This is a genomic window from Sporolactobacillus shoreae, from assembly GCF_004684935.1.
Taxonomy (GTDB): Bacteria; Bacillota; Bacilli; order Bacillales; family Sporolactobacillaceae; genus Sporolactobacillus; species Sporolactobacillus shoreae.
The window spans coordinates 132729-159250 of sequence record NZ_SRJD01000002.1 but is presented as its reverse complement, the minus strand read 5'-3'; the positions used below and the strand labels follow the sequence as shown (position 1 = coordinate 159250).

The 26522-nt window shown below is 44.3% G+C and carries 25 protein-coding genes and 1 riboswitch; of the genes, 7 read left to right on the top strand and 18 right to left on the bottom strand.

Annotated features, from left to right (window positions below; genetic code table 11):
* Window positions 1–127: 127 nt before the first annotated feature.
* Window positions 128–236: riboswitch (SAM riboswitch) on the bottom strand.
* 559 nt (window positions 237–795) lie between these two features.
* Window positions 796–2178, top strand: a complete 1383-nt coding sequence (locus E4665_RS02670) for a hypothetical protein (RefSeq protein ID WP_135347265.1) — start codon at window positions 796–798, stop codon at window positions 2176–2178.
* A gap of 78 nt (window positions 2179–2256) precedes the next feature.
* Here E4665_RS02670 and E4665_RS02665 read toward each other — a convergent pair whose 3' ends face one another.
* The 6 genes from E4665_RS02665 to E4665_RS02640 form a co-directional block, all read right to left on the bottom strand.
* Window positions 2257–2922, bottom strand: a complete 666-nt coding sequence (locus tag E4665_RS02665) for a GntR family transcriptional regulator (protein ID WP_135347264.1) — start codon at window positions 2920–2922, stop codon at window positions 2257–2259.
* A 234-nt stretch (window positions 2923–3156) separates the two neighbouring features.
* Entirely contained in the window at window positions 3157–3795 is a 639-nt protein-coding gene (locus E4665_RS02660) for a cysteine hydrolase family protein (protein ID WP_135347263.1), read from the bottom strand.
* Window positions 3796–3833: 38 nt separating this feature from the next.
* Window positions 3834–4859, bottom strand: a complete 1026-nt coding sequence (locus E4665_RS02655) for an ABC transporter substrate-binding protein (protein WP_135347262.1) — start codon at window positions 4857–4859, stop codon at window positions 3834–3836.
* A 17-nt stretch (window positions 4860–4876) separates the two neighbouring features.
* Window positions 4877–5632 (bottom strand): ABC transporter permease, encoded by a 756-nt coding sequence (locus E4665_RS02650; protein ID WP_241654646.1) that lies wholly within the window; start codon window positions 5630–5632, stop codon window positions 4877–4879.
* Between the two features lie 169 nt (window positions 5633–5801).
* Window positions 5802–6569 carry an ABC transporter ATP-binding protein gene (locus E4665_RS02645; RefSeq protein WP_135347260.1) on the bottom strand — a complete coding sequence of 256 codons (768 nt, stop codon included), beginning with the start codon at window positions 6567–6569 and terminating at the stop codon, window positions 5802–5804.
* 115 nt (window positions 6570–6684) lie between these two features.
* Window positions 6685–7008 carry a Na-translocating system protein MpsC family protein gene (locus E4665_RS02640; RefSeq protein WP_167815084.1) on the bottom strand — a complete coding sequence of 108 codons (324 nt, stop codon included), beginning with the start codon at window positions 7006–7008 and terminating at the stop codon, window positions 6685–6687.
* A 651-nt stretch (window positions 7009–7659) separates the two neighbouring features.
* Between E4665_RS02640 and E4665_RS02635 the strand changes: the two genes are divergently transcribed.
* The 3 genes from E4665_RS02635 to E4665_RS02625 all read left to right on the top strand — a co-directional run bounded on the left by E4665_RS02635 (window position 7660) and on the right by E4665_RS02625 (window position 11322).
* Window positions 7660–8211, top strand: coding sequence for a TetR/AcrR family transcriptional regulator (locus E4665_RS02635; protein ID WP_135347258.1), 552 nt, complete (start codon window positions 7660–7662; stop codon window positions 8209–8211).
* A 193-nt stretch (window positions 8212–8404) separates the two neighbouring features.
* Window positions 8405–9682, top strand: a complete 1278-nt coding sequence (locus E4665_RS02630) for an MFS transporter (RefSeq protein WP_135347257.1) — start codon at window positions 8405–8407, stop codon at window positions 9680–9682.
* A 92-nt stretch (window positions 9683–9774) separates the two neighbouring features.
* The gene (locus tag E4665_RS02625) at window positions 9775–11322 is read left to right on the top strand and encodes a CapA family protein (protein ID WP_206663546.1); all 1548 of its coding nucleotides are present in this window, start codon (window positions 9775–9777) and stop codon (window positions 11320–11322) included.
* Between the two features lie 43 nt (window positions 11323–11365).
* On the opposite strand, the gene E4665_RS02620 is transcribed toward E4665_RS02625, so the two are convergent.
* Window positions 11366–12277 carry a LysR family transcriptional regulator gene (locus E4665_RS02620; protein WP_135347255.1) on the bottom strand — a complete coding sequence of 304 codons (912 nt, stop codon included), beginning with the start codon at window positions 12275–12277 and terminating at the stop codon, window positions 11366–11368.
* 129 nt (window positions 12278–12406) lie between these two features.
* Here E4665_RS02620 and E4665_RS02615 point away from each other — a divergent pair, with 129 nt between their 5' ends.
* Window positions 12407–13393 carry a choloylglycine hydrolase family protein gene (locus E4665_RS02615; protein WP_135347254.1) on the top strand — a complete coding sequence of 329 codons (987 nt, stop codon included), beginning with the start codon at window positions 12407–12409 and terminating at the stop codon, window positions 13391–13393.
* A 163-nt stretch (window positions 13394–13556) separates the two neighbouring features.
* On the opposite strand, the gene E4665_RS02610 is transcribed toward E4665_RS02615, so the two are convergent.
* A complete protein-coding gene (locus E4665_RS02610) occupies window positions 13557–14036 on the bottom strand; it encodes a VanZ family protein (protein ID WP_167815083.1) in 480 nt (159 codons plus the stop codon).
* A gap of 275 nt (window positions 14037–14311) precedes the next feature.
* A complete protein-coding gene (locus E4665_RS02605) occupies window positions 14312–14602 on the bottom strand; it encodes a hypothetical protein (RefSeq protein WP_135347252.1) in 291 nt (96 codons plus the stop codon).
* Between the two features lie 938 nt (window positions 14603–15540).
* Here E4665_RS02605 and E4665_RS02600 point away from each other — a divergent pair.
* Window positions 15541–18105 (top strand): glycoside hydrolase family 32 protein, encoded by a 2565-nt coding sequence (locus tag E4665_RS02600; RefSeq protein ID WP_135347251.1) that lies wholly within the window; start codon window positions 15541–15543, stop codon window positions 18103–18105.
* Window positions 18106–18342: 237 nt separating this feature from the next.
* On the opposite strand, the gene E4665_RS02595 is transcribed toward E4665_RS02600, so the two are convergent.
* Window positions 18343–18540 carry a hypothetical protein gene (locus tag E4665_RS02595; RefSeq protein WP_135347250.1) on the bottom strand — a complete coding sequence of 66 codons (198 nt, stop codon included), beginning with the start codon at window positions 18538–18540 and terminating at the stop codon, window positions 18343–18345.
* Between the two features lie 424 nt (window positions 18541–18964).
* Between E4665_RS02595 and E4665_RS02590 the strand changes: the two genes are divergently transcribed.
* On the top strand, window positions 18965–19561 hold the full coding sequence (locus E4665_RS02590) for a sigma-70 family RNA polymerase sigma factor (RefSeq protein WP_135347249.1): 597 nt from the start codon (window positions 18965–18967) through the stop codon (window positions 19559–19561).
* Window positions 19562–19613: 52 nt separating this feature from the next.
* Here E4665_RS02590 and E4665_RS02585 read toward each other — a convergent pair whose 3' ends face one another.
* From E4665_RS02585 to E4665_RS02560, 8 genes are all read right to left on the bottom strand, one after another.
* Window positions 19614–20399, bottom strand: a complete 786-nt coding sequence (locus E4665_RS02585) for a tyrosine-protein phosphatase (RefSeq protein WP_135347248.1) — start codon at window positions 20397–20399, stop codon at window positions 19614–19616.
* Window positions 20400–20450: 51 nt separating this feature from the next.
* Complete coding sequence (locus E4665_RS18045) at window positions 20451–20627, bottom strand: hypothetical protein (RefSeq protein WP_167815082.1); 177 nt, start codon at window positions 20625–20627, stop codon at window positions 20451–20453.
* A 57-nt stretch (window positions 20628–20684) separates the two neighbouring features.
* Window positions 20685–20987, bottom strand: coding sequence for a hypothetical protein (locus E4665_RS02580; protein ID WP_135347247.1), 303 nt, complete (start codon window positions 20985–20987; stop codon window positions 20685–20687).
* On the bottom strand, window positions 20917–21387 hold the full coding sequence (locus E4665_RS18780) for a T7SS effector LXG polymorphic toxin (RefSeq protein ID WP_422067240.1): 471 nt from the start codon (window positions 21385–21387) through the stop codon (window positions 20917–20919). Before E4665_RS18780 ends, E4665_RS02580 begins: the two co-directional genes overlap by 71 nt.
* Complete coding sequence (locus tag E4665_RS18425) at window positions 21384–21581, bottom strand: hypothetical protein (RefSeq protein WP_241654632.1); 198 nt, start codon at window positions 21579–21581, stop codon at window positions 21384–21386. The genes E4665_RS18780 and E4665_RS18425 overlap by 4 nt, the downstream gene beginning before the upstream one ends.
* 87 nt (window positions 21582–21668) lie before the next feature.
* Window positions 21669–22010: a hypothetical protein gene (locus E4665_RS02570; protein WP_135347246.1), complete on the bottom strand. Its 342-nt coding sequence runs from the start codon at window positions 22008–22010 to the stop codon at window positions 21669–21671.
* 335 nt (window positions 22011–22345) lie between these two features.
* Window positions 22346–24445, bottom strand: coding sequence for an Ig-like domain-containing protein (locus E4665_RS02565; RefSeq protein ID WP_135347245.1), 2100 nt, complete (start codon window positions 24443–24445; stop codon window positions 22346–22348).
* Between the two features lie 115 nt (window positions 24446–24560).
* On the bottom strand, window positions 24561–26357 hold the full coding sequence (locus E4665_RS02560; RefSeq protein WP_135347244.1) for an SH3 domain-containing protein: 1797 nt from the start codon (window positions 26355–26357) through the stop codon (window positions 24561–24563).
* Window positions 26358–26522: the final 165 nt, after the last annotated feature.

Here is a 26522-nt window from a genome sequence, read left to right as displayed (position 1 = left end):
GAGCCGTTTCATCATTATAGTGTCCCATCTCCATTTGTCTTTCACTAAGACCCATGCCTCCTCTGACGCAGTCTAGACATAAAAAAACAAGCCGCTGAAATAAAAAGGGCTTGTTTGTTCTCTGTCCTTCTCATCTTTTGGACACACATTTGTGCTCCTGGAATTAACACCATACACCTTCACGTGCTGGTTGTCGGGGTTCTTTGGGCCAGTCCCTCCGCCACTCTTGATAAGAAATATATCTTATTAAGTATTTTCTGACTAATTTCATCTTCTTTATTTGTTTTTTGGAACGAACCTCCACCGTCCGTAAACCTCTCGATTCATGTGGCTCTTGACATTTAACCTTTTGCGATTTCTAACCAGGTGCCCATTGAGAAAATAATCGAAGCTCCCTTTAGGCCACTGTTCATTTTTTAACGACCGCCCCACACTTTGCCTACTTGATGAGCCGACGATTGAACGAAACATGATGTAATGAAACACAGAAAACAGTCCCTCGGTGGTATTAACTGCTGCCGAGCACGCTAACATTCTTCCCTCAATAAAAGCCTATAATCCAATTTAATACAAATCAAACTTGTCGTCAGTTAATTTATGCGGATTATGAAAAGAATAGTAACAACCCGACTATTACTTACCTTTACAAATTGAGGTAGCGTCTATTTGCTTCAAGACAATATTTTCTTTTCAGCTCATCTTTCCTAATAAAGAATTATTCAAAAAAGTTATATGGTATTTGGTATACCAAAATATTATAATAATCTTATAATCCATTTTAAGGGGGGAGTATTCATGGCACGTTTCCTGTATCTTCTTGCTATTTTAAGCTACATGATCTCATCTTTTTTCCCGAAACAGCCTGTTTTGCACATGACCGTATCTGTTTTATCAATGTTAGCCGTCCTGATCAGTCTTCGCTTTGTAAAAGGACTCGCACTGATATTTGGACTTTTTTTTCTGATTGGCGGAGGTGCAATGCTGGTATGGAGCGGATCGGCACCCATTCATTTTATTTCCTCATTTGGTGAAATGATTCAGATGGTTACTTTATTTGCTCTTATTCCCATTCTGTCGATCCCCATCCGCTTTGGAAATTATGCAGACGAAGTGCACAGTATCATTCGCAAACGAGTCAAAAGCGCGACTCAGCTGTACATGCTGACTTCCGCTGCCTCTTATTTTTTCAGCTCGTTCATGAATCTGGCCGCCCTGCCGATGACCTATTACTCGATCTCTTCTTCAGTTAAGGAATATCCAATTGACAACAAGAAGCGCTATTTGAGTCGCGCCATCACCCACGGCTATGCCATGCCGCTCTTGTGGAGTCCTGTTACGCCAATCGTCGGGACAGTCCTTTATTTGACAGGAACGGCTTACTCGAAGATTCTTCCTTTTCTTCTCGTCATGAGCATCGGCGGTCTCTTGCTGGATTGGGTCTCGATCAGCCACCCACTTCAGCTTTTTCGCAGACGGTTGCAGTGGAAAAGAGCAAAGAAAGAAACCGCAGCCTCTTTGACACCGCTGACCGGTGGCCGACCGGCCAGGCTGTTTCATATTCTTGCCGCCATTATTTTATTGAACGCCTTGATCACGTTACTGGATCATTTCTTTTCGTTCAGCTTCCTTTTTTTGGTCAGTCTCATCGTTATTCCTTTCGCGTTTCTCTGGTGCATTCTGATTGGACAAGGCAAACCTTTTTTTCCGGGTGTTGTCCGTCACTTTCAGACCTACATACCGAAAATGCAAAATCAGTTTTTTATCTTTCTTTCAGCCGGTTTTTTCATCACCGCACTCAATGTCTCGGGTGCTGACACAGTTGTCACGCAATGGGTAAATACACTGATCCATTTTAGTGGCATTCGTATTTTTTTAATCCTGCTGCCACTGATTCCTTTTGCGCTTGCATTCATCGGGCTTCACCCCGCTATAGGACTCGCTTTGATCTCCGCCGCCCTCCATTCAGATCTACTGAACAAGTCGCCGATCGTCGTCACAGTGGCCATGCTAGGCGGCGCTATTCCTGCTTTCCTGATGGGTCCTTACAACGCTACACTTGGCATGATGTCCAGTATCATCAATGAAAAGCCGATTAAATTGTCAAACTGGAATTTTCCTTTTACCTGCCTTTATCTCGTGTTGCTCACACTGTTTGTGCAATTACTCTATCTTTTATAGTGAAGTTAAAAGCGCCCAACTTTATTTTTTTGAAAAAAAGGTTTTCTGGGTACCGCTGCATTTTTCTAGTCTTCCTGATTACGGCTCCAACTCTGCCGTTTCAAGGTAAACGGCCTTTGACTGTTCGATGTGCCGCTCCGATAGCAGCTTGGCTTTTTCTGCATCACCTTTTCTGATGGCATCCAATATTTGAATGTGTTCTCCCATCGCTTCTTCCATCCGCCCTTTTTTCGTATACCCAACGCTGGCAAACGCACGAATGTAGTCTGTCAGATCGATAAGCATCAGGTATAACTTTGGACTTTTCGCTGCTTTATACAGAAAATCACAGACGTCCATATGAAATTTTTCAATCTCGTCATCTTGGTGATCTTGCAAAAATTGCCGTATCCGTTCGATCCACTGTCCGCACATTTCAGACATTCTACCATCCGTTTTCTTTGCCGCCAGTTTGCTTGCCAATCCTTCAAGCACTGAGAGAATATCAAATATTTCAACAATTTTTTCCTTCGAGATACTTTCGACAACAACTCCCTTGCGCGGAATTGTTTTAACCAGTCCTTGTGCTTCAAGGCGAAACAGGGCCTCACGGATTGGCGTTCTGCTTATTTGCATCTTCTTTGCCAGCTCTCGTTCAACCAAACGGTCGCCTGTTTTAAATTTTCCCTCTAGAATTAGGTTTTTCAGATGACGATAGACATATTCGCGTATGGGCACAAGTTGATTTACGTCCCAGTCTGCCATATCCGCCCCTCCGTTTCTCCGGTATACAATATACATAATATACAATCATCGATCCTTTGGATATATTTTGAATCAGTTTTGATCACTATTTACAGATCTTTTAGACGATCCGGACGCAGAAATAGAGAGCAGCACGAACCATATGTGCCACTCTCTATATTAAAAATTCTTTGCGCTCTTCATGATTGATTAATCAGCTAAGCAATCGAATTCCAGCAGAAAATTGGAAACCGATCAGGTTGTCATCTTCATTCCGGGTCTGTTAAGAGTTGCCCAGCAGTCAATGACTTCAGTTGAAGCAGCCACTGTACCGAAAAACTGGCTGATGTTTGTCAACGTCATCAAATAAGCCTCTTTTGTAAAAGCTGCGGTACAGTCCGATAGAAGGACAACGTTGTAGTCAAGCATGAATCCGTCACGTGCCGTCGACTCGACACATACGTTTGTGCTTACTCCTGCCATCAACAGATTTCTGACATTGAGTGTATGCAGGACGGAATCAAGTTTTGTATGAATAAAAGCGCTATAACGGTGCTTTGTGACAATAATGTCTTCTTCCTCAGGGACAAGCTTGTAAAATTCGCTCCCCCATGTGCCTTTCCGGCATAAATCAGCCTGGCTTTTTCCGCGCATACGGTGAATCCATGAACTGGAATCCGTGCTTTTTTCATGGATGGTACGTACATAGATGACTGGAACGTGATACATTTCAGCTTGGTCAATCAAATGCATGAGGTGAGGTACCATGTCGCTAACACCACTGACATCCAGTCCCTGTTTCGCCAGACTACCTTCCTTATGACAATAATCGTTCTGCATATCAATGACCAAAAATGCAGTCTTACTCGGATCGACACTATTTTCCAGTTCCATAAATGACTCTTCCCCTCGCTTTTTTGAAAAATGTAGCGTTATTTATTGGCTTTATTGACAAAGGTCATGTCGACAAGCTTGCTGTACTGATAGCCTTTTGTGTATACACCTGTCTTTTTCACGACATCCATTGGTTTGGCCACTGCCGCCTTTGTGATAAATCCATCTTTGCTCCACAACTGATCCTTATAAGCTCGATCCATCGAAGCTTTCAGGCTAGCATTCGAAGAAGTCGGGAATTCTTTTTTCAGTATCTTGAATGCTTCTGTTTTATTGCTGTTGACAAGCTTAAGTCCCTTGAGCATTGCATTGACAAATTTTTGCACAGTCTGCGGCTGACTATTAATTGTTGACTGTTTCACACTGATCACAGAGTAGGCATAGTCCCCGAGGCTTGGGAACCCGTAAAACGGCTCATTCCACGCACCCTTCTTGATACCTTCGCTGATCTGAGGCTCCGCTCCGTTTGCAATATCATCTTTGCCCTGCGCCACGAGAGAAACAACAGCCGACGCATCGGCGGGTTCATCCAGCTTCACATCTTTATTTGGATTGAGACCGACTTTCAACAGCAGCCAACGGGTCAGCAGATCCGGACTCCCGCCATAACGGCCTGCCGCAATACTTTTTCCTTTCATAAAAGCCGCGAGGTCTTGATCACTGGTGCCTTTCAGTTTCAGCTTTTTATTGGCCATGAGATAGACATTTGCACGGTCAACAACATTAACGATTGAAACAATCGGATCTTTGTTTCCATTATTAGCCATTTGATTGGATTCCGGGCCACCGATATTGCCCCATGCATCGCCGCTGACAACTGAAGTGACATGCGCACCGCCCGTTGCTGTAATCGTTTTGACATCCAATCCTTCTTTTTTAAAATAGCCCTCATCAATTGCTGCATAGAGCGGCAGGTAGGCAATCAGATGTACCGGCTCGGCAATGACAATATTTTTACTCCCTGCTTCCTTTCCTTGTACAGATCCTCCAGATGCGGAACCGCATCCTGACAACACGAGTATGATCGTCAGCATTAAAATCCAAAGTCCATTTAATTTTTTCATCGTTTTGCCCCCATTTTCTATTGATATTTTCTATTCTTGAGCAGCCATTTTTCTATCCAGACTGTACCGAGATACATAAAAATGGATAGGAAAGACAGCACAATAACACCAACCCAGACCAGATTAAGATCCATCACTTGACCGGCATATAAGATCATCCGGCCGACGCCTTGCCTTGAACTGATAAACTCACCAACAATGGTGCCAGCCAGCGCGAGCGCAATATTAATTTTCAGACTGCTCACCATCCACGGAACGGAGGAGGGTACGACCACTTTCATAAAGACATGATGCCTTTTCGCGCCAAGCGAAAACAACATTTTCTCAAGATCCTTATCGACGCTCTTCACGCCGCTGTATGCCGCAAGCGCTGCTACAATTACTGTCATCAAAAAGGCCATAATCACCTTTGAATTGAATCCGATACCGAACATAATCACAAGAACAGGTGCCAGAGCAAGTTTTGGTACCGCGTTAAAAGCGATCATATAGGGCTCCGTAATTCTCGAATAGAGTGAGGACCACCAGAAAGATAGACCAATCACAGAACCGACCAGTGTACCAAGAATAAAGCCGATGATCGTTGCCCCTGAGGTATAAGCCATATCCTGAAGCAGGGTACCTTGAATGGCGGCTGTCCAACCTGTTTGAACAATTGTGCTTGGGTTGCTCCAATAGTAGGAATCAAGCCAGCCAATTCTCGTCAGAAATTCCCACAAGAAGATGATTGTGACACCAACGATCATCTGGCCGATGACGACCTTGCGGCGCATGCTGATTCCCTTCCTGTCATCTTCTATTACCGCAGCTTTGACCCTTGTGTTTTTCTTAACTTCCAACGATTGATCAATCCCTGTCCTTTCGACGGGAATTTTCTCAGCATTCGCATCCATTAGAATCATCCTCCCAAATAATTGGCTACAAAGTTTATCTGAAAACTAGTCAGCTTATTTCCTGCTCAACTTTCAGCATGATGAGTAGTCCCTTTTTTAAATGCTGGAAAGAAGCCTGAGTCAGCGTTTCTTCATTTCTTGGCCGGGGAAGATCGACTTCCACCTTTGCCTTGATTCGGCCCGGTCGGTGCGAGAATACATAAATTTCATCAGACAGATAGATAGCCTCATCTATGTCATGTGTAACGAACAAAACCGTCTTTTTAAAATCACTCCAAATTTTTAACAGCCACGACTGCATGAACAGCCTGGTCTGTGCGTCAAGCGCGCCAAAGGGTTCATCAAGAAGAATCACATCTTTGTCATAGAGCAACGTACGAAGTAGTGCAGCCCTCTGTCTCATTCCCCCTGAGAGTTCAGCGGGAAAATGATGTTCAAACCCTTTCAGTCCGTATTTTTGCAACATTGGCAGCGCCCGTTCTCTTGCCTCAGTCTTGTGGACACCGCGAATCTCAAGGCCGAGAATGACATTATCTAAGATAGTCCGCCACGGCAGTAGCAGGTCCTTCTGCAGCATGTAGCCGACGCAGCCACTCTTGCCAACAATATTTTTCCCGTCAAGGAGTACCTCGCCAGTTGACGGAGGCAAGAGGCCGGCAATGATATTGAAAAGTGTCGATTTACCACATCCGCTCGGGCCAATAATACTGACGAATTTTCCACTCTGAATACTCATGTTTGTTTCCTGCAGCGCACAAAACTCTTTGTCGTTCTTTTTGAAAGTTTTACTGTTATGCACAATTTCCAATTTGTTCATTATCAATCACTCCCCTATGAAATAAATAAAAAAGGCAACCGTCGGAAAAAATCAGATATTAGTACTCTGATCTTCTTCCGACGGTTGCCCTGCTCTCATCGCTCATGAGTTCATTCTACCAGCCGCGTTCATTCAAATTTTTATCTAAAATAATTAATGTACCGCTAACTTCTTTTCGCGGATCATAATCTTTTAAAACCAGCTTAACTCCGATGCCAAAACGCCGAGCAATATTTTTTGCCAGAACCTCTTTGTACCTCTTGATAAGCAGTCGATCAATGACCTCAGAAAAGTTTCTGTCCGCTTCATCTATGATCTCAAGTACCGGAATGCGCTTGTGCTTCGCGATAATTATAACTTTATCCTCGAACACACTCACCTTCTGTTCGGTTACACCGACCTTGAAAATCATCTGATTAACCAAGTTGTACTCTTTCATGAGTTCCTGCTTGAATTCGCCCAAGTTCACCGGCAACAACTTTGCAATGGCAACGGCACCTCCCATCAATGTATGGGAATAATCAAATCCTTTAATGTATTTAAAATTTTATAAATAAATAATAGCATGTCTTTCAATCAAAAGTCACAGTTATGTAAGATAATCTTACATGAAAAATAATATAATGTTGTTCGCATTACTATCCTGCTGGAATTGAAAACCTACTGAACATTTCACTTTGATTATGAAAGTTCGAGGCCATCAGGACAGACAGATGTCCTTATTACCATAACCTCCCGCTTTCATAAACCTGGATGTACTTCCCTACCAATTGGCTTCCAATAAATGATGGGTATTATATCTTCTATAGATTGACAAATTAGAAAAGTAGCAACATAATGACTTAATATAGTGGAAACTAATAATACGATATTAGTTTCCACGGTGCAATTGTTGATGACCTGATTTGAAGAGTAACAATCTGAGTAATCGTTCCTTATCTACTGTAATTAAGTCTGGGTCTGGGACTTAGTTAAATGTTCCTCACAATTAGTAATGCACCATATTACAATCTGTTAAACGGAGGCTCATTTTTATGACTGTGTTCAGCAACTTATTTGTCTATAAAATTTGCAAAAATGAGAAATCAATATGAGAGAAAATATCGTAGACACAGCGGCACAACTTATCGCTAAATATGGCTTGAAAAAATTCACTTTAGATGAAATTGCCTCAGAACTGCAAATCAGTAAAAAAACGATTTATCAACACTTTCAGAGTAAAAACGAAATTGTTCATGCTTATTTTTCATCCTATATTGAAAGTGACAAGAAGAGTACGGAAGAAGCACTAACCATGAATTGCTCTGTACCCGAGAAAATTCATGCTATTGTTTATTCTACGCATCATTACATACTTCCTATTTCGGTATTAGAAGAAACAAAACAATTTTATCCGGACGAATGGGCATCCATTGAAGAATTAAGGCAATTCAAATTGGATGCCACACAAGGGCTATTGAAGCAAGGTATTAACCTAGGGGTATTCAGATCCGACATAAATCTAAGCGTATTGTCAAAGATGCTTGAAAAAATCAGCCGTATGTTTATGGATTATGATTTTCTTCTAGAAAATCGTTTGAAACCGCGGGAAGCCATTGACGAGGCATTGAAAATTATCTTTGATGGAATCTTAAGGAGTTAGCATCGTCCTAAAGTTCACCACAAAATAGATTGATATTTCTATATTTCCCCATTGCCTCTGAATCAATTGCTTTAATCCTGCTGTCACCCGAAGCTTAGAACGAGATGCGTGAAGACGCCTTTTAGCAAACGATCTACCGGTAGAAACCCCTTTTACCGTGGCTTACACACTATGCGTTATTGGAGGAAGAAAAATGAAGGTAAAACCTGTTTTTCCCGGTTGGCTGATCGTTGCAGGTGGATTCCTGATCATGGCCACTTGTTATGCCGCTTTTGTCAATTGCTTCGGTTTTTTTCTGGTGCCCATCACCAAAGATCTGGGCATTACAAGGGCGCAATTCAACGCCAACTCAAGCATTGCCGCAGTCATTGGTATACTGGCCTCACTTTTTATTGGAAAGCTTGTCGATAAATACAGTGCGCGCCTTGTGGGTACCCTCTGTGTTTTGCTCACAGTCGTTGATCTCGCCTGTTGGGCGTTTGTCACGCAACTCTGGCAGATGTATTTGCTTTCTCTCGTGACAGGACTCAGCGTTATTTCAGGGACGCGCTTATTGATTTCGATTCTCGTCTCAAATTGGTTCGAAAAGAAGCGTGGACTTGCCATTTCCATTGCACTGAGCGGAAGCGGTGTCGGCGGTGTCATCATGAGTCAGATTGTAGCCGCCATGATTACGGCGCATGGTTGGCGCCCGACATTTCTACTTTTAGCCGGTATCACACTTTTGTTCAGTTTGCCGTTTACAGCGACAGTATTCAGAAACAAGCCTTCGGATATCGGCCTTAAGCCGTTTGGAGCACATGATCTGGAAGACAAAACCACTGGTCAGAGAAAAACCTTTAATTGGGCCATCAAAGATGTTGATCAGCGAGGAGCGGTTCGCAGCGCGGCATTTTGGATGCTGATGGCAGGCTTCCTTTTAATGGGACTGATCAACGGCGGCGTCATCATGAATATATCGGCAAGCCTGATTGATGCTGACCATACAACACAGTTTGTAGCCAATATTATTTCAATACAAATGCTTGTTCTAATTATAGCGAAAATAACTCTTGGTGCTGTGTATGATCATTTTGGGATTATTACCGGCACAGTGTTGGGCAGCGTAACCACTATTCTCGCAACATTCGTCATGCTGTTTGCGCATACAACGGTAGCACCTTATCTGTTTGCACTGTTCTTTGGCTTTGGTACATGCCTGGGTACGGTTGCACCGCCTCTGATGGTCATTCACGAATTTGGGAATAAGGGTCTGGGCAGCCTGATTGGCTATGTCACAGCGATTGAAATGCTGGGCGTCGCCATAGGTTCACTGATGATGGGAACAATCTACGATGCTACTGGTTCTTATGCGCTCGGTTGGATGATCCTGTCTGTGATTGGCATTTTTATGATGGTTACGTTGATCCTTTCAATCGGATTGTCAAAAAAATGGGTTGTGCAAACATCAAGCAGTTCGATGAAACAGTAATGTGAGAGATCTGCTCCGCATTAGAGAGGAAATTGATTATGAACAATGAAGAAAAAAAGTTTACGGAAAAGCTGCTGAAGCATCTAACAGGGATGGATGAAGAAGTCATCAAAACGGCATTGGAACCTTTCTATAACGGGACCTGGGAACTACCTGATGCCAGTAATCATGAAGAAAAGAAAATTGTGGAAAGTCTGCTTAACCGACTGGCAAGTTTCGATAAAAAAATAATCAAGGAGGTATTAAACGAGGGTTGGAAAATGGAACCGAGCTCTGGAATTCCGAACCCAGGCTTTGGAGGCCAGTCGGGCATAGATAAGCACAAGCTCACCAGGGCCGCTGTACTCCTCTGCAGTTATATTTTTTATGATGCATTCCATTACCCACAGCCCCAAGTTGGAGAATATGATATTGCTGGCAATAAGTTCGAAAAACTGAAATGGCTATACCGTTATTGGATCAACCAATTAGAAGTTGCGGAAAAAGGGGCCGGCTTAGAAGACTATTTTAGCGCTCAGAATCTTGATTTTACACTGGAAAATTTCAATGTAGAAAGCAAGGTTTCCTTAGCCTCTGCAGGGGATCTTCTCGCCGTTGATGTCCTTACACCTGAGAATACCCCTCATTTATTTGACGGGATACGTGATTTTTACAGTTCTGCAGATTTGGTCTGTGCCAACCTCGAATCTACTGTGGACAAAGGCCGCCCCATTGGACGAACCCAGGAGAAGAGTCAGCCGGCGCAGATGAATACCAGTGAGGCCATGTTCCGAAAATTCCGCGAAGAAGGAGGCATCAACTACTTTAGCACCGCGAACAACCACGCACTTGACTGGGGTGAGCAAGGGGTGTTAGCGACTTTGAATGTCCTAAAGGAATCTGGCGCTTATCACTCCGGAACGTACGATGACCAGAAGCAACAAGATGACGTTCTGATTATTGAGAAAAACGGGATCAAAATGGCCATGCTCTCTTACACCTTTGACCTAAATGGAAACAAATGCCCTGACGGAAAAACATATCTGGTTAATGAAGTTCGCTTTAACGATGAGGTATGTGACCTATCAATGGTTAAAATGCATGTTGCTCGGGCCAAAGAAAAGGGAGCGGATATCATCATAGCCTGTTGCCATTGGGGCTGGGAGTTTGAAATGTATCCGCATCAGAACATCGTTCGCGTGGCAAAAAGAATTCTCGCCAGTGGCGTAGATGTGATATTGGGCAATCATCCTCATGTCAGTCAGCCCATGGAGCACGTTTCGCTGCGCGACAAATCCCTTAATTGTCCAAATGGACTCATCGTTTATGCTTATGGGGATTTTGTCAGCTACCATCCGGAGAGCAGAAATTCCAAAATTGCCTACGTAACCAAATTTGATATAGTAAAAGGAAGGTTTGGCTTGGGTGGAGTGACAGAGACCCGAATCACCGACTTAAAGATGCTTCCTATTTATATACTTAACGAAAAACTTCCCGATGGAAGCTATGATTGCCGTATTCTTAAATTTGATGATGTCTACAAAAATCCCCAAAAATACGGACTGACAGAATTGGAAAAAAAGCAGCTTCCGCACTTGCATGATGTCGTTCTTAACGAAATTCTGCTACCGAAAAAGCATGACGGTTTATTAGTCGAATAAAGATGGAAAGTCGCCTCATCCTTAACTGCATCATAAGATCATTTCAATGCGAAATCCGAAGTTCCTGCCTGACGAGCGTGAGCAGTGTCTGACTCAGAGATGCAAGCGTTGGATCCCGCGAACAAATAAACCACAAATAGGTGGTCAACACCTCAGGATCCTTCTCGATCGGAATGACCTTTACACGCTGCAGACGATCATAAAAACTATTAAATAACGTATAATACGGCCCGAAGGTAATCGCCATATTATGATTCACTGACTTGATGATCGCATTCATGTTGTTCGTTTTGAACAACACACGGACCGATTGATGTGTTTTATTTTCGATATGACTCACATAATTCGAAATATAACTATCCTGATAAAGAGCAAAGGGACACTGAACGACCTGTGCATAGGTCAATTGTTTATAGTTCGCTAAGGGTGATTGCTGATTCACGGCAAAATAATAGGCTCCGTCAGTCAACTTTGTCAGATCATAGGGCAAATGATAATTCGGCAACGAATCCGAAAAACCGAGTAAAGCAAAATCTAATTTTTCTTCCCTTAGTGTCTTAATCAAATCTTGTGTATTCAATTCGATCATTTCAATCTCTATCATCGGAAATTCATGTTGAAGCCGTTCAAGCGAGTGAATCAAATGATCAATGATTCCCGGAATAGCGCCAATTTTAATTTTTAACCCGGACAGATGGTGGCGATCCGATGTATAGTCATAAATCTCTTGTCTCTTTTCAAGGATCATATGCGCGATTCTGATGATATATTGACCGTCTGTTGTGGGAAAAGTATTCTTCCTAGACCGCTGAAACAATGTCATGCCTAACTCCTCTTCGAGTTTGGAGACTGCCTGGCTGACCGCAGAAGTGGTCATATGCAACCTGTTCGCTGCCCTGGAGAACTGTCTTTCCTGAGCCAGTATCGTTAAAATTTCCAGTTGTTCAAAATTCAATGCTTTATCCCCTGTTGATTAAGTTTTGTTTAATTTAAAGTCAATTATAATTAATTTTACTTAATTAATAGAGCTGTGTAAACTGGTTAATGAAAGAGCAAATACTTAATTGGAGGAGCGATTGAACCTATGTGTACGAGTCTGACACTACAAACTAGAGACGGTCATCATCTGTTTGGCAGAACAATGGATTTTACGATGGACTTAAACCAAAGTGTGATCATTACACCGCGCCGTTATAAATGGATCAACACAACGAAAGAAGTAATTTCAGCAAAACAAGGTGTCGTCGGCATGGGTATTCAACAGCAGGGTAAGGTCACATTTGCCGATGGACTGAATGAATCCGGTCTGACCTGTGCCACACTCTATTTACAGGGTTTTGCTTCCTATCACAAAGAAGCGGTCAAAAACAAAACGAATCTGCCTCCACAGGATTTTGTGCTCTGGTGTCTGACACAATTTGACTCTGTCCAAGCTGTAAAAGAAGCCATGGATGGGGTTTCCTTTTTAGATGCTCCACTGCCCGCCCTGGGCATCACGCCTCCCCTGCACTGGATTTTATCGGATAAATCCGGAAAGTGTATCGTCATTGAATCAACTGGCAAGGGCGTACAAATTTATGATAACCCGGTTGGTGTGTTAACCAACAGCCCTGAATTTGACTGGCATCTGCAAAATTTAAGACAATATATCGGACTTCAATCACGGCAGTTTGATCCTACTCAGTGGATTGATTTGAAGCTTAGCGCGTTCAGTCAGGGATCAGGTTCATTCGGACTGCCTGGTGACTTTACACCCCCATCCAGGTTTGTCAGAGCAGCCTACCTGAAGCAGAATATTACAGGAATTGAGAATGAATCGGATGGGCTAACCGGACTTTTTCACATTTTATCAAACTGTTCCGTCCCTAAAGGGATCGTTGTCACTCCTCAAAGTACTGAGGATGTTACAATCTACACATCGGCTATGTGTCTCGAATCGGGTACCTATTATTACCAAAGCTATGACTGCCAGCAAATTTCAGCCGTCCATTTATTTAATGAGAACCTGGATTCGGAAGATGTTAAAGTCTATCCCTATCCCCGGGTTCAGTACATTCATGATGAAAACTGAATCCGGCTATTGGTCAGCCCATAAAATCGGAGCAGACATCCGTAGCTGTAAGTTCGGCAATTGTCATTGTGGCTCATCTAAATGAGCCATTTTTTTATTGCTGGCTCATTCTGATCACAGTAAAAAAACATCAGCCTCTCATTTTTATGCAATCTGATGTTTTTCACGAATGGTCGTTCATATGAGCATGTGCCATTTCCAGTTCTTCTTTTTTTTGTTCCTTTTCGATCCTTCGAAAAAGGAAATAACCGATAACCGCTCCTGTGGTGTTCAGAATAACATCATCAATATCGGTTATTCTGTTGGGCAGAAAGAGCTGAATACACTCGATTGTTGAGGAAAAAAAGGCGCCCAGAAAAAGGATCTGCACCCCTTTCAGTTCCGGAAATTTCATCGTCAGGCAAAAGCCGAACGGAAGAAAAAGCACAATATTTCCGATGACATCTACGACCAGGTAAAAGAGTGAAACGTGTGGAAGACTTTCAAATAAAATGAACGGATTCAGATTGTAATCGAAGTAATGGGCGGGGCCAAGAGCCGTTCCTGTGTCGATACTGTGATGGGGAATCAGCGTTAGATAGAGAACGAACAAAATGGAGAACATCAGACATAGATTGACAAGCCCTTGTCTCAATTCTTTCAATAAAACCACCTTCATCACTCAATAGGTAAAATGCACGATTGATTATAATGTTCGTACATCATCTGTGGTGAATGACTCTAAAAAATGCGTCAGAACTCCCTCATAAATGATCCCTAGGGCAAAATTTTGCGCATAGCATCAGTACGCCCTCCAATTTCTCAAATGTTTTCTCTGCACTTCCATCTTCTTCAGCAAATTCACCATCGTTTCAAACATCTTCACTTTCTGAACAAGTCGATGAAACAAAAAGGACCTGCTAATAGGTCCCTTAAGCATTAATCTTTTTCAGTTCCGGCGTTAACAAAAAGAAGCACAGCAGTGATAATATGCATAATCATGCCGACAAATGGAATGACACCAATAATGCTCGTAATAATTCCCAGAACGCTGCCATGGTATCTCGTACGATCCTGGATGGAAAAAATAAGCGTTACAATATGTAGAGCAAGAGCGATAAGGAGAGGCGTCCAAAGCATCCCAATAATGATTGATCCACCGAGAATCGGGAAGCCGAGCAATGCTTCAAAGCCACCGCTGACCCATTTCAAGATTCGGCTGGTTTTCAAATAAAAACCTTCTTCCTTTTACAATTTAAGAGCATAGTTTCAAAGATTAATATATAATAGCCTGTAAATATTATCAATTAGATGTAAAATATGGCTATTATTTGTTTCTCAATTGAAGTGATGTTATCGAACAGTTCAATGTATCGATCTGTACTTACTCTGATGATTCTGCTCTATCGAAAGATCATGATCGCCACCCGTGTGGGGATCAAAACGTTCGTATCGCTTCAAAAATGCAATCCTGATCATCATCACACGATGGACATGAGCCACTTCCACGTATTCATAAAAATGCCGCCAAGCCGGCGTACTTTTCTCTTCTTTACACTTTCATTTTCCACAATTTGATAAATGCTATCAAAGGTATTTAGATCAAAAACTACCCCATCCTGTAATCATTTATTTATAATCACCGGCATTAAAAGGGTATGTAGTAATGAGTGATCTATTCCGTGGACTTAGAGGATCGCCTCTGATCCAATCATCATTTAAGGTTATTTAAGTTGCCTGACGCCCAACTTCAGACAGTGTTTTATTGTCGGTTCAAGATCTAAAATGTGTGTCAAAAAGCAGCGATCTGCCAAATATAGTGAATCATTTTTTGCCCTTACTGTTTCAGAAAGGGCCGTTACTGTTTTAACTTAATAAATTGATGTTGTGAGAGCGGCTAAATGAAAGCGTTTCCAAAATACCTGTTTTAATACATAAAATGGCATAAAAGTTGCACGAGAAAAGCGAAGACGAGAGAGGAGGCATGACTTGAGCTTTGTTACTGCTGGTGACAATTTCTTCTGGACCTCTGATTGACCCGACCCGGATGATGATTTGATCAGGTGCTGAGCCAGACAACAAGGAAAAAGAAAAAATACCCGACATGGATGTGAGACAAAGATTATGAAACATGGAACTTTGATAACTCGTGAAAGTAGGTGTATCTTATGCTTATAAACTCTGTCTGTAAAGCTTTCAGACATCGATCAGTAAGAAGATCAGCGATCACTGCCATCATAACGATCGCAATGGTCGTCACATCGTTTGCGATGATCGGACCTGCCAATGCCAGGAGTACTGCTTATATGGAAACCTATCGTCCGCAATTTCATTTCACACCAGCCCAGAACTGGATGAACGATCCGAATGGGCTCGTTTATTATCATGGTGAATATCACCTCTTCTTTCAATACAATCCATTGGGTAACACCTGGGGGAATATGTCCTGGGGACACGCCGTAAGCCGCGATTTAGTACATTGGACACAACTGCCGGTTGCCATACCTCAGGACGCAAAGGAAATGATTTTCTCCGGCAGTGTTGTTGTAGATCAAAATAACACGACCGGCTTTGGGAAAAAAGGAAATCCGGCGATGGTCGCTATCTATACAAGCGTAGACAAGAGTACGGGTAAGCAGTCGCAGGCACTCGCCTATAGTACGGATAACGGCCGAACCTTTACAAAATATTTTGGAAACCCGGTACTCGATATTGGTTCTGATAATTTTCGAGATCCGAAAGTGTTCTGGTACGCCCCGGATCATGAATGGGTCATGACCGTAGCCCTTTCTGATCAGCACAAGATCAGCTTCTACAGTTCTCCGAACCTAAAAGATTGGACTCATTTGAGCGAATTTGGTCCTGCAGGTGATACTGCCGGCGTCTGGGAGTGCCCTGATTTATTTCCGTTGCCCAACCCTAACAAACACCGTCAGGAAAAATGGGTGCTGCTCGTTAACTTGAACCCGGGTGGAATTGCCGGCGGCTCTGGCGCTCAGTATTTTATAGGAACGTTCAATGGAAAGACATTCACTTCCGACGACAAACCATATGCGGCACCAAGCGGCAAATCGATTGGTGATTTTGATCATGGTACATTCAACAACTGGGCGGTAACCGGAAATGCTTTTGGCAGTACACCTGCCACGAGCAACCTTTCCGGACAGACACCCGTCACCGGATGGAGTGGTCAGGGATTCATCAATAGTTTTAACGGCGGTGATGAGTCGACAGGAAACATGACTTCACCGACCTTTACCATTGATAAAAGCTACCTTAACTTTCAAATCGGCGGTGGCAACAATCCTTATGTTCCAGGTTCCGTTCCGGTGGGAACCATTCCAAACGGAACGGTCTTTGCCGACTTCCAGGGCAGCACTTATGGGGACGGATGGACTGCCACCGGTTCCTTTGCAAATTCTGGACCTACCACCGAGAACCTGCCCAGTCAAATCGGAGCCAAAGTGGTTGACACCTATACACCTGACGGCGATACCGGCACCGGCACGATCACCTCGCCTATCTTTACCATTAATAACAAGTATATCAGTCTTCAGATTGCAGGTGGCAATCACCCGAATGATCAGCCAAATCCAACCGCCGTCAATCTGATCGTTGACGGTAAGGTCGTCGCCTCAGCCACGGGAACCGGCAGCGGAAGCCTCACCTGGAAATCCCTGGATACCAGCTCATACTTGGGCAAACAGGCGCAAATTCAGATTGTCGATCAGAATAGCGGCGACAGCGGATGGGGTCATCTCATGGTTGGTGACATGATTTTCTCTGACCAACAGGTGTCACCCTGGGCAACAGACACGTCCGTCAAATTGATCGTCGACGGCCAGGTCGTGCGCAGCAGCACCGGCCAGAATAGTGAGAATCTTGACTGGACCAACTGGGATGTTCACGACTTGATTGGGAAGACCGCTCAGATTGAGATAAGCGACAACGCGACGGGCGGCTGGGGACACATCCTTGCAGACCAATTTAGCCTGTCAGACACACCTGCATTATCATCCATTCAGCGGGCGCATTGGATCGACTACGGCGCCGATGACTATGCAGTGAATACCTATAATAACGTGCCTGGCGGCAAACGAATCATAATCGGTTGGATGAATAACTGGAACTATGGCCAGGCCATCCCTACTTCTCCCTGGCGCAGTGCCATGACGATTCCTAAAGAGCTGACACTTCGTGACGTCAATGGAACGCTAGTGTTAGCACAAAAACCAGTTCAGCAGCTGAACGAACTGCGCGGACCTGCATCGCATCTTGAAAACTTTAAAATCAGTTCAGGAACTACTCCATTACCAGTGAAAGGTGAAGCTTACAAGCTTGTTGCCACTTTCAAAGCCGGTTCAGCAAAAACTTTTGGTCTCAATTTACGAACGGGACCGAATCAGAAAACGATTGTCGGTTACAACAACACAACCAAAGAAGTGTACATTGACCGTACTGCCTCAGGAAATGTCGGTTTCAATTCGGACTTTTCAGGTGTGCAGCGCGCTCCATTGGAAGTCAGCCATGATGGCAAAGTGACGTTCACCATATTGGTTGATTGGTCATCTGTTGAACTATTCGCTAATCACGGAACGGTCCTGCTCACGGATCAGATCTTTCCGGATCCAAGCAGTAACGGCATATCCGTATTTTCTACAGGAGGAACAGCAGAACTTCAATCGCTCACGGTAAACCAAATGCGAACTGCATGGAACATTTCCTCAAAGTAACCAGCGGGCACTAAGAGAAGAATCAATAAAGAGATAGATTACCAATATACGAATTTGAGCCGCCATCAAAAGATGGTGGCTTTTTCCATGGCGAGACCAACGATCCTTACGGAACAATCTTGTTCGATTGATCCATGAAATGGCTGCCCCAACCATACCCTACGCAGTCCCCCAATAAAAAGGGAGATCTCCGTCAATTGGAAATCTCCTCACTGCCTTTGTAGGACTGATTCACCATTATTCCGTTTGCACATCTTCGCCAAGGATACTTTTCAGGTGCTCGTCAAAATGCTTGTGAATCTCCTTGAATTTCTCACTGAACTCAGCTTCCGTGATGATCCCTTTTTCCATGAGCAAGTAAAAAATTGCCGTGATCCGCTCATAGTTTAGAACCGCTTCCGATCCCAGTTCCGTAATAATCTCATCATTATTCATCGCCAATGCATCTCCTTCTTATTAAACAGCTACTAGCAATATGACCGACATCGGCGTTCGGCATACATAGGAGGCCTCAATGAGACAGGCAATACAAAAGCTTCTAAATTCTGGCGATCACCGGACCCCTTACATGTCAATACAGCAACTCTTCCCGAACATCTTATTCGACCAATCCACAAGATAACTGCGAGAGCAGCCATCCCTATTTCTGAGATGGCTGCCCCTTTTCTATCCTCATATTCTGGAGAAAAACAATTTTGGTCCTACTCTTCCCACCATTTTTCATTGTCCTCCCTATATATAGATTAAAGAGCAATTTATGACAGAAGCCGCATCATTCTTTGGCAAGCCCTCTCTTCTCTCCGCTTCACCCCCATTAAGAGTGATAAAAAAATGAATCCCCGAAAGGAGCTCCACCATTATGCCATTTACCGACTATTTTGCCGCCCCGTTTGAGCCTGCACACGATTCTTTTGAGAGACTGATGAAGAAGTACGAACCGAAGATTCTTAAAGTTGTGAAACAGAACACCTTCAAGTACGCCAGCTATCTGTACAGCACCTCCGATTACGATGACCTGCTTCAAATTGCCCGCTACGCATTTTGGGAAGCCAATGAGAAGTTCGACATCACCAAAGTTGGCCATGAAAAGCATCCAGAAAATGTATTTATCTCCTTTGCGACAATAACTATGAACGGCAGACTCTCCGATTACCTCCGAAAGCACTATAAAAATGCAAGCCGTGAAGCGTACAGCAGTACAGATACCTCATACGACATCCCTGATGAATTCACAGAACCGCTAAGAATCCAAATGCTCCGACTCCTCGAAGATCATCTCCCCACGCTTAGTCCTCGTGAAACCCAGTACCTCAACCTCACGTTATTCGGCGATTGGGACACCCGGCAAATTGCCGAAGCCGCACAAGTTTCCGAGCATACCGTCCGCTCCTGGAAAAAGAGTTTACGGACAAAGTTGAAACCCTTGAAGGAAGAGTTGCTGAAAAAGAAAAATTAATATTTCTAAATGAGGAATAAGCCCGTAATCAAGACCGTTTTGATTCAATCCATTAATTAGAATAGCCTCGGGAGAATAGCCTCGGGAATTTCTTCTCTCTTAATTCTACAGGTTCATTCCGATTTACCTGATTGCCTTTAATCAGTAATTCAGCGTTTTTCTTAAAAATATCTGAAAGTTCTTGGCCAAATTCATTGTCCAATTCCCTGAAGGCTCGTTTTATAAAAAAAGGCCGTTTAGTCACATTATGTGCATCTGATGCGATAAAGTGGACCAGATTATGATCAATAAATTGAATGGTGCGCTTTCTTACCTTTCTCCCGTTTTCACCGATCAAACTAGATGCTGTTACCTGGGAAAGTGCACCATGCGTAATGAAGGAGTAGAGAATCTCAGGATGGTCGAAGATCTCCTGATTACGTTCCGGATGTACTATTACTGGTGTGATGCCTTTAACTTGGAGATCGAAAAAGAGCTGCTGAGCATACCTTGGAACATGGTGAGTCGGGAATTCCACGAGGATGTATTTCTTGTTATCATTGACCGTTAACAGTTCTCGCTCTGTTTCATCGTTTGCCATTTCACCGAAAATTCTCGGTTCCTGACCTGGTAAAACGGTAAGATTAATCTGATTTTGCTTCAATAACCGATTAATAGACTGTACCATCTTCATAATAGATGAACGGGGATTATTCCAGTAACGATTATTGTGGTGTGGTGTGGCAACAATCTGTGTGATGCCTTCAGACACCGCCTGCCTGGCCATCGCCAGTGACATCTGTTCATTTTCAGCACCGTCGTCAATACCAGGCAGTATGTGGCAATGGATATCAATCATGGCAAACCCACCCTTCAAAAATTATCATACAGGAGTAGGGAGTCATATCTTTTAATTCTCCGGCGGCTTTGCCCACTTTGTGACGGTACCGGAGGCCAGGCTTCCTAGTTTAGCCACGTCTGCTGCTTTGCCGACCTTGTCAATCCCTTTTGTGCCAACAACTGAAGTCGCGATCATGGTCACCGCATAGGTGATCCATCTGGACCGGGTATAGGCGTCGCCATACACTATATTCCGTTCGTAGGAATCGGAAATCGACTGAGCAAGCAGCGCCGAAGTCAGATTTCAGTTTGAAAGGGTACCATAGATCCCCACAGAGGTTTGGATGGGGTGTTGAACCGTCTCGATGATGCCGAGGGCCGTATCCTTGACGGTGTCGATCAGCCCCTGACCAATGCCTCTTTCTATTTTATTCTCCACTAATTTCATTTTCAGATCAAACGGGAGACTGGCCTCGGCCTCTTTTTCCATCCTCGCTTTTCTCTGCTTTTGCCCTTCGTTGTACAATTGATAGGTTCTACTTGCATGGAAGGCCTTCGGTGGCCTTCTGGTATTCTGCGTTGAGGTGCTGATCAAGGTCGCGGACATCCGTGACCATCTTGCGCCGCTTATCTTCCGCCTGGTCCACGGCGCGGTTGGAAAACACCGTGAGCGGTACGAGGTTAGAGATACGGCTCAGGATTTTTCCGATCGCCTCGCGCTGCTGGGTAATCATTTCTTTCGAGCGATAGTAGCCGGTGGCCAGATCATCCTCAAGAAAAGGGACCTGGACAGAGGCTTGCTCGTCCAGATGCTTTTTGTTGATTGCACCGGGGATACTCCGGTAGTAGACAATCTGTTGATCAATCAGATCAAGCCAGGTATCAACAACGTTAGCCTGCGCACGGTAAAATTGTTTGATCGCATCAGCCCCCTTGCCCTGGAAATCCTTGCCGAGGCCGGTGATCTGCTGGAATGCCGTCTTTAACTCCTGAAACTGGCCTTTCAGCGTTTCATAGTCTTTAGCACGGGCTTGGGCTGCCGTGATACTTTTATGGAGGCCGGCAATGTCCAGGCACCGGTGACCGCTAGATGATTCTTTCTGTGAGATGGCGGGGAAGGAAGAGACAACCGATCAAGGGCACGTTCCGTCTCATCCATTCGGACATCGACCGCATCTTTATGAAGCTCAATTTCGTACACTGGTACATCCGCCTCCTGATTTGTACCAGTTGATGATCAAAAGCATCCAAACCTTTTTTACCCTGAGTGAGCAGGGATTCGGCGTCCTTAGCCATGGGCCCCGATGGTCTGAAGGTGGTTCCCCTCCCGCTTCAGAATGGCCATTTGATCATCAATCCGCTGCTGATATAGAGCGAGATCATGGCTCAAATGGTTTTTCATCGCGTCCCGTGCGTCATCCCGTTTACGGTTAAAGGCGCGGGCACGGGATCCTTCCCATTCCCCGCCCATCTCGGGGTTCAGTAAAAGGTGGAGATCCTGTAAATCCGCTTCCTGCTCCTGTGCCAGCTCCTGCTTTGCCCGCTTCAGCCGATTGATTTGATCGTCCAGATCAGCCGATCGATGGGCCAGTGTACGGAAAATAGATTCCAGTACGTCCGATCTCCCCATAATTTCGTATCTCCCTTTCATCGGGATTTGATCCAAAAGCCAAAGTCCATCCCATTTTAAATGGCATCTTTTCCTGTATTATAGAAATCTGGAAAAGTCCTGAACACGGCCGTTATGCCTAAAAATCCGGAATATTATGCCTGTTAAGGGCGATTCTGTCTTTTTCGACAAAAAACACCCTGCCTTTTTCCCTACTCCAATTAAAAAAGGCAACAGGTGGCCGGTCTTCTCCGGTCGCTGTTACCTGATGTTCCCTGTATCTTTAGTTGGTTACAAAGGTCATGGTCGCCATTCCCAACAATTTCTGACCCTACACCTATAGCTAAAAAACTCATTTATTCTCTCCTGTAACCCACCCTCTTCATGCCGCTTTCCCGCATATGGAAATGGGTCACCGTCACGTAAACGCGTCCGGCGCCTTTCCCAAGCTGCCTGATGTACAGGATGGTCGAGCGGCCAGTTGATGTCTTTCTCGCAATTAATCTCTTTCTCGAATTATAGACTTTAATGTAATCCCCTTTAGTAATTCGGTAAACTCTGACTTGATCGTCATGATATCTGTAATTATAAACTTTGATCTGGCTAGAGCTGAGTGTTCCGGAGACTTCACCGCTGAAGTAGATTTTTGTCCAGTTGCTTGTGCCCATGTAAGGCTGCGTGATCGATACATAGATATCTCCCGACCGGCTGCCCAGCTGCCGGACGTATAAAGCGGTTGAATTTCCTTTTACCGTCTGTGTTTTTATCCAATGTTTCCGGGCATCGTAGAGGCGGATAACCGATCCGTTCTGCAAGTGGCTGATGTAGATCGCGTCAGATCTCCCGTGGTTATTCGCCACTTTCACCTGCGAGCTGCTTAAAGCCCTGGACTGCTGCATAACCCTGACTGATTTCGTGCCGCTTTCATTTCCGGCTGCATCGGTGGCACTGACAGCCAGCCATGTTCCCGCCCTTTGCGCGAGGATCTTAACGGTGTATCTGCCCAATCCATCTGTATTGCCGATGCCGATTTGCTGGCCACCTGTTGTAATAGTAATGACCGAATTCTTTTCAGCCGTACCGCTGACCGACGTGTTATTATTCGCCACCGGGCTGACTCCGGGCACAGCCGGAGGGGTCGTGTCATAGAGCTGCCCGTTATCAAGATTGGTATAAGTAATGCCTTTCGCGGGCTGTTTCGGTATGGATGACGGATTCATCCATTTGACGATGGCACCACCACCCCGCAGACTTAATGAACTTGAGTCTGTATCGGTTAATGACTTCAGAGCTTGAAATCCAGGTTCATTGTGAAAGCCGAATCTTCCCGTACTCCTTTTCAGATATAATGCGATTCGAAAATCATTCATGAACGTGCCGAAGGACATTTTCGGATCAATATACTTATGAATGAGATCCTGAACCGCCAGATAATCACTGTGCGGATCGTCAATCAGCTGTTTATAAATACTGTTTCCTTGGCCGGACTGGATTCGGAGATACTCCATGAATAGATAGGACAGCGCATAGTTGGCGATCGTGTCTCCAGAGTAATCCCAATAAAGAAGCGACTGACCATCGGCGATGTTCTCATCACTGTTATAGTTGTCAATTTGATCCAGCTCCGGACTACCGCTGTAAATCTGCTCCGCCGCCATTGACAAGCCTTCGTTCATCCAGGTGTCCATGGGCGCCCCGTTCTGCACAAACACTTTCTGATTAAAGTTAATCATGTGCTGGAATTCGTGGGCCAGTGTCGTATAAGCCTCACTCACATCTTTGACTGGACCGGTCCCCATTGAGGGATTCGTGTCTATGTAAAAGATCTCGGACTGATTTGAATCCTCTATCGGGAATAGATCTCTCGGGTCAAAATATCCTGCATCGTATGCGCCGCCTGAATCTAAATTAAATCCGTCCTGAATGTCATAACACAGAATTTCGACCTTGCCGTTTCGATCCACATCCGACGGATCGCCGAAATTATTGACGTCCGACGCGTAAATCTTATTGTCGAATTCCTGACCCAGTTTCGCTGCGTCCGCTGAGGTAAGCTGAGAATCTCCAACCCAGACATCGGCGTGTGTCCCCACATATTCCAGCGTCGCTTTTTCAGTATAGTATAGATTCGTTGAGAGATTGGAAACGTAGAAAGTGCGTGTCGCACCCATTTGCTCCGATTTGGAAACAGAGCGGAGGAGCGAATTTTTTCGGAACAGATTGTTTGTAACAGCCGGTGGCGTAAACGGCTTGACATAATCCGTTCTCCCACCGGAACGCCGGTCAAAGACTATGCCACTGACCGTACTGTTCCCATCGGTTGATTCATTGCTGATCAAAACAGGAACAGTGGTCGTCTGTGCCCTGGCTTGCCCTACTGGAATAACTCCCGCAGAAAAAGAAAAGATGACCAGGGAAGCGATAAGCATGGCCGAGAATTTTTTCAACTTTGACATGCTGTACCTCCCAAAATTTCACAGATTCATAGATTTGATTGTTTCTATTATAACATGCCATTAAAACCGCACAGATCAAAAAAAATCAGAGCCGGATCACCCTGATTTTTCTCTCTCAATTTGTATAAGTTGTAAAGTAGGCAATATCCTGATCGACTGCACCATTCACGCCGCTTACGGTTCCATTGCTCGTATACTGCCACAGATCCGCACTGAAACCTGGGCCTAAATAAGTGCTTTCCCCACGGTATCGCGACAGCCAGATCAGAATTCTTTGCTGGCCGGGCTGCGCCTCAATTTTATTCAAATCCAGATTGTTGTTGAAATAAAAGCTATTCGAGTAGATACCAAGATTACTATAGTGATAGTTGATTCTCATCCGAGATAGGAATGCAAGGACATTGTTCGTCAAAGTCGATTTTAAAGATTTAGTAGGAATATTATTGGACGTCTCAACATCCAGATACAGATTCTGGAACTTTACCCCTTTTTTCGCTGCGGCGTTCAGGATCCTGGCAAAATTATCTGCCTCTTTATTAGCATCTGAAATAGTCGCTGCGGTGAAGAAATGGTAGGCATTGATGCTGAGTCCGGTTTTCTGCGCAGCAACTGCGTTGTTCAGAAAATAACTGTCCGTGATGCTGCTGCTGCCACTACCCTGACTGGCTTTAATAACCACAAAGCTTATCCCGCTTTTTTTCACTCCTGTGAAATTGACTGTCCCCTGATAATGGGAAATATCGATTCCCAGCTGACTTCCTGACGGTCGAGGCAGATTAAAGTCACTCAAATTAGTTGTCACATTATCCTTAAGAACATAGCCGGTCTTCCCACCATAAGAGATTTTAACCCAGCTCCCACTCTGTCCGATCACGCTGATCTTCGTCCGTTCACGTAGCTGCATAACAACCGTGGATTGAGTATCCGGTGATTTGTGGACATTCAAATTATCGTAGCCTATATAAGCACTATAGACTTTGAAAGCCTGGACTTGGGGTGCTGCCGCTTGAGGTTTATAGACGACAGGCTGTGGCTGTACCTTAACAACCGGTTTAGGCGGACTGCCTCTCTTTATGTATGTACTTGATACATAACCATTAGTTCCACCGGCAACAACCTTACTCCATCCGCCCCCTGCCGTATAAACAGTCACTTTGGTATTTTTGTAAAGATACCTTATCACACTATAGTGAGTACTTGGGCCAGTCCGGACCGAGAGTGATGAAACCGTAACATAAGCGCCATAGGGAATGAAATTGCCGAGATAGCCAGAAGGAACATAGCCGACTCGGCTACCAACCAGAACCACTGAATAGCTACCACTTCTCCCGAACACAGTAACTTTTGCGCCCATATGTAATAGAGTTACCGTTCTAAAGCGGTTGCTCGCACGGTCACGAACACTGAGGGTCGGAGAATTGACATAGGCGCTGAACGGCCTAAATGTGCTGATGTACTTGGATTGGACATAACCGGATCGGCTGCCCACACTAACTTCTAAGTAACTCCCACTTCTCCCAAATACAGTGACTCTTGTCAATCGGCGTAACAGAACGACAGATTTAAAGTGAGTGCTTGCGCGGTTTCTCACGTTTAGTGAGGGTGCGCTGACATAGGCGCTATATGGCCTGAACTTGCTGAGATACCTGGACTGAACATAGCCAGACTCTCTGCCGTATCTGACTTTGGCATAGCTTCCTTTTTTCCCGGTAACAGTAACAGCTGTACTTCGGTACAGCGTCCGCACTGTTTTATATCGGCTGCCTGCCTGATTCTGTAATCGGAGAGAAGAAGCTGTAACATATGCTGTGTAGGAAGAGGCAGCTTCCGTTGTCATGGGAGTGGTCAGTAATCCTACAAATACTGAAAGAAATAAAAGAACAGCTGCCAGACTTTTAGACCATTTTTTCAATTTTCACTCTCCTTTCTAAAAAAAGATTTTCTTCGCTGAAGTAAGCTTGATCGTGACAAAATCTTACAATTGACGGTTCTAAGTCGAAAAATGTCAGTAACAAGTATGTTTTAATTATCGGAATTTTTTTCCCTGATTTCAAGGGACTAAAGGTAAAGAAAATAT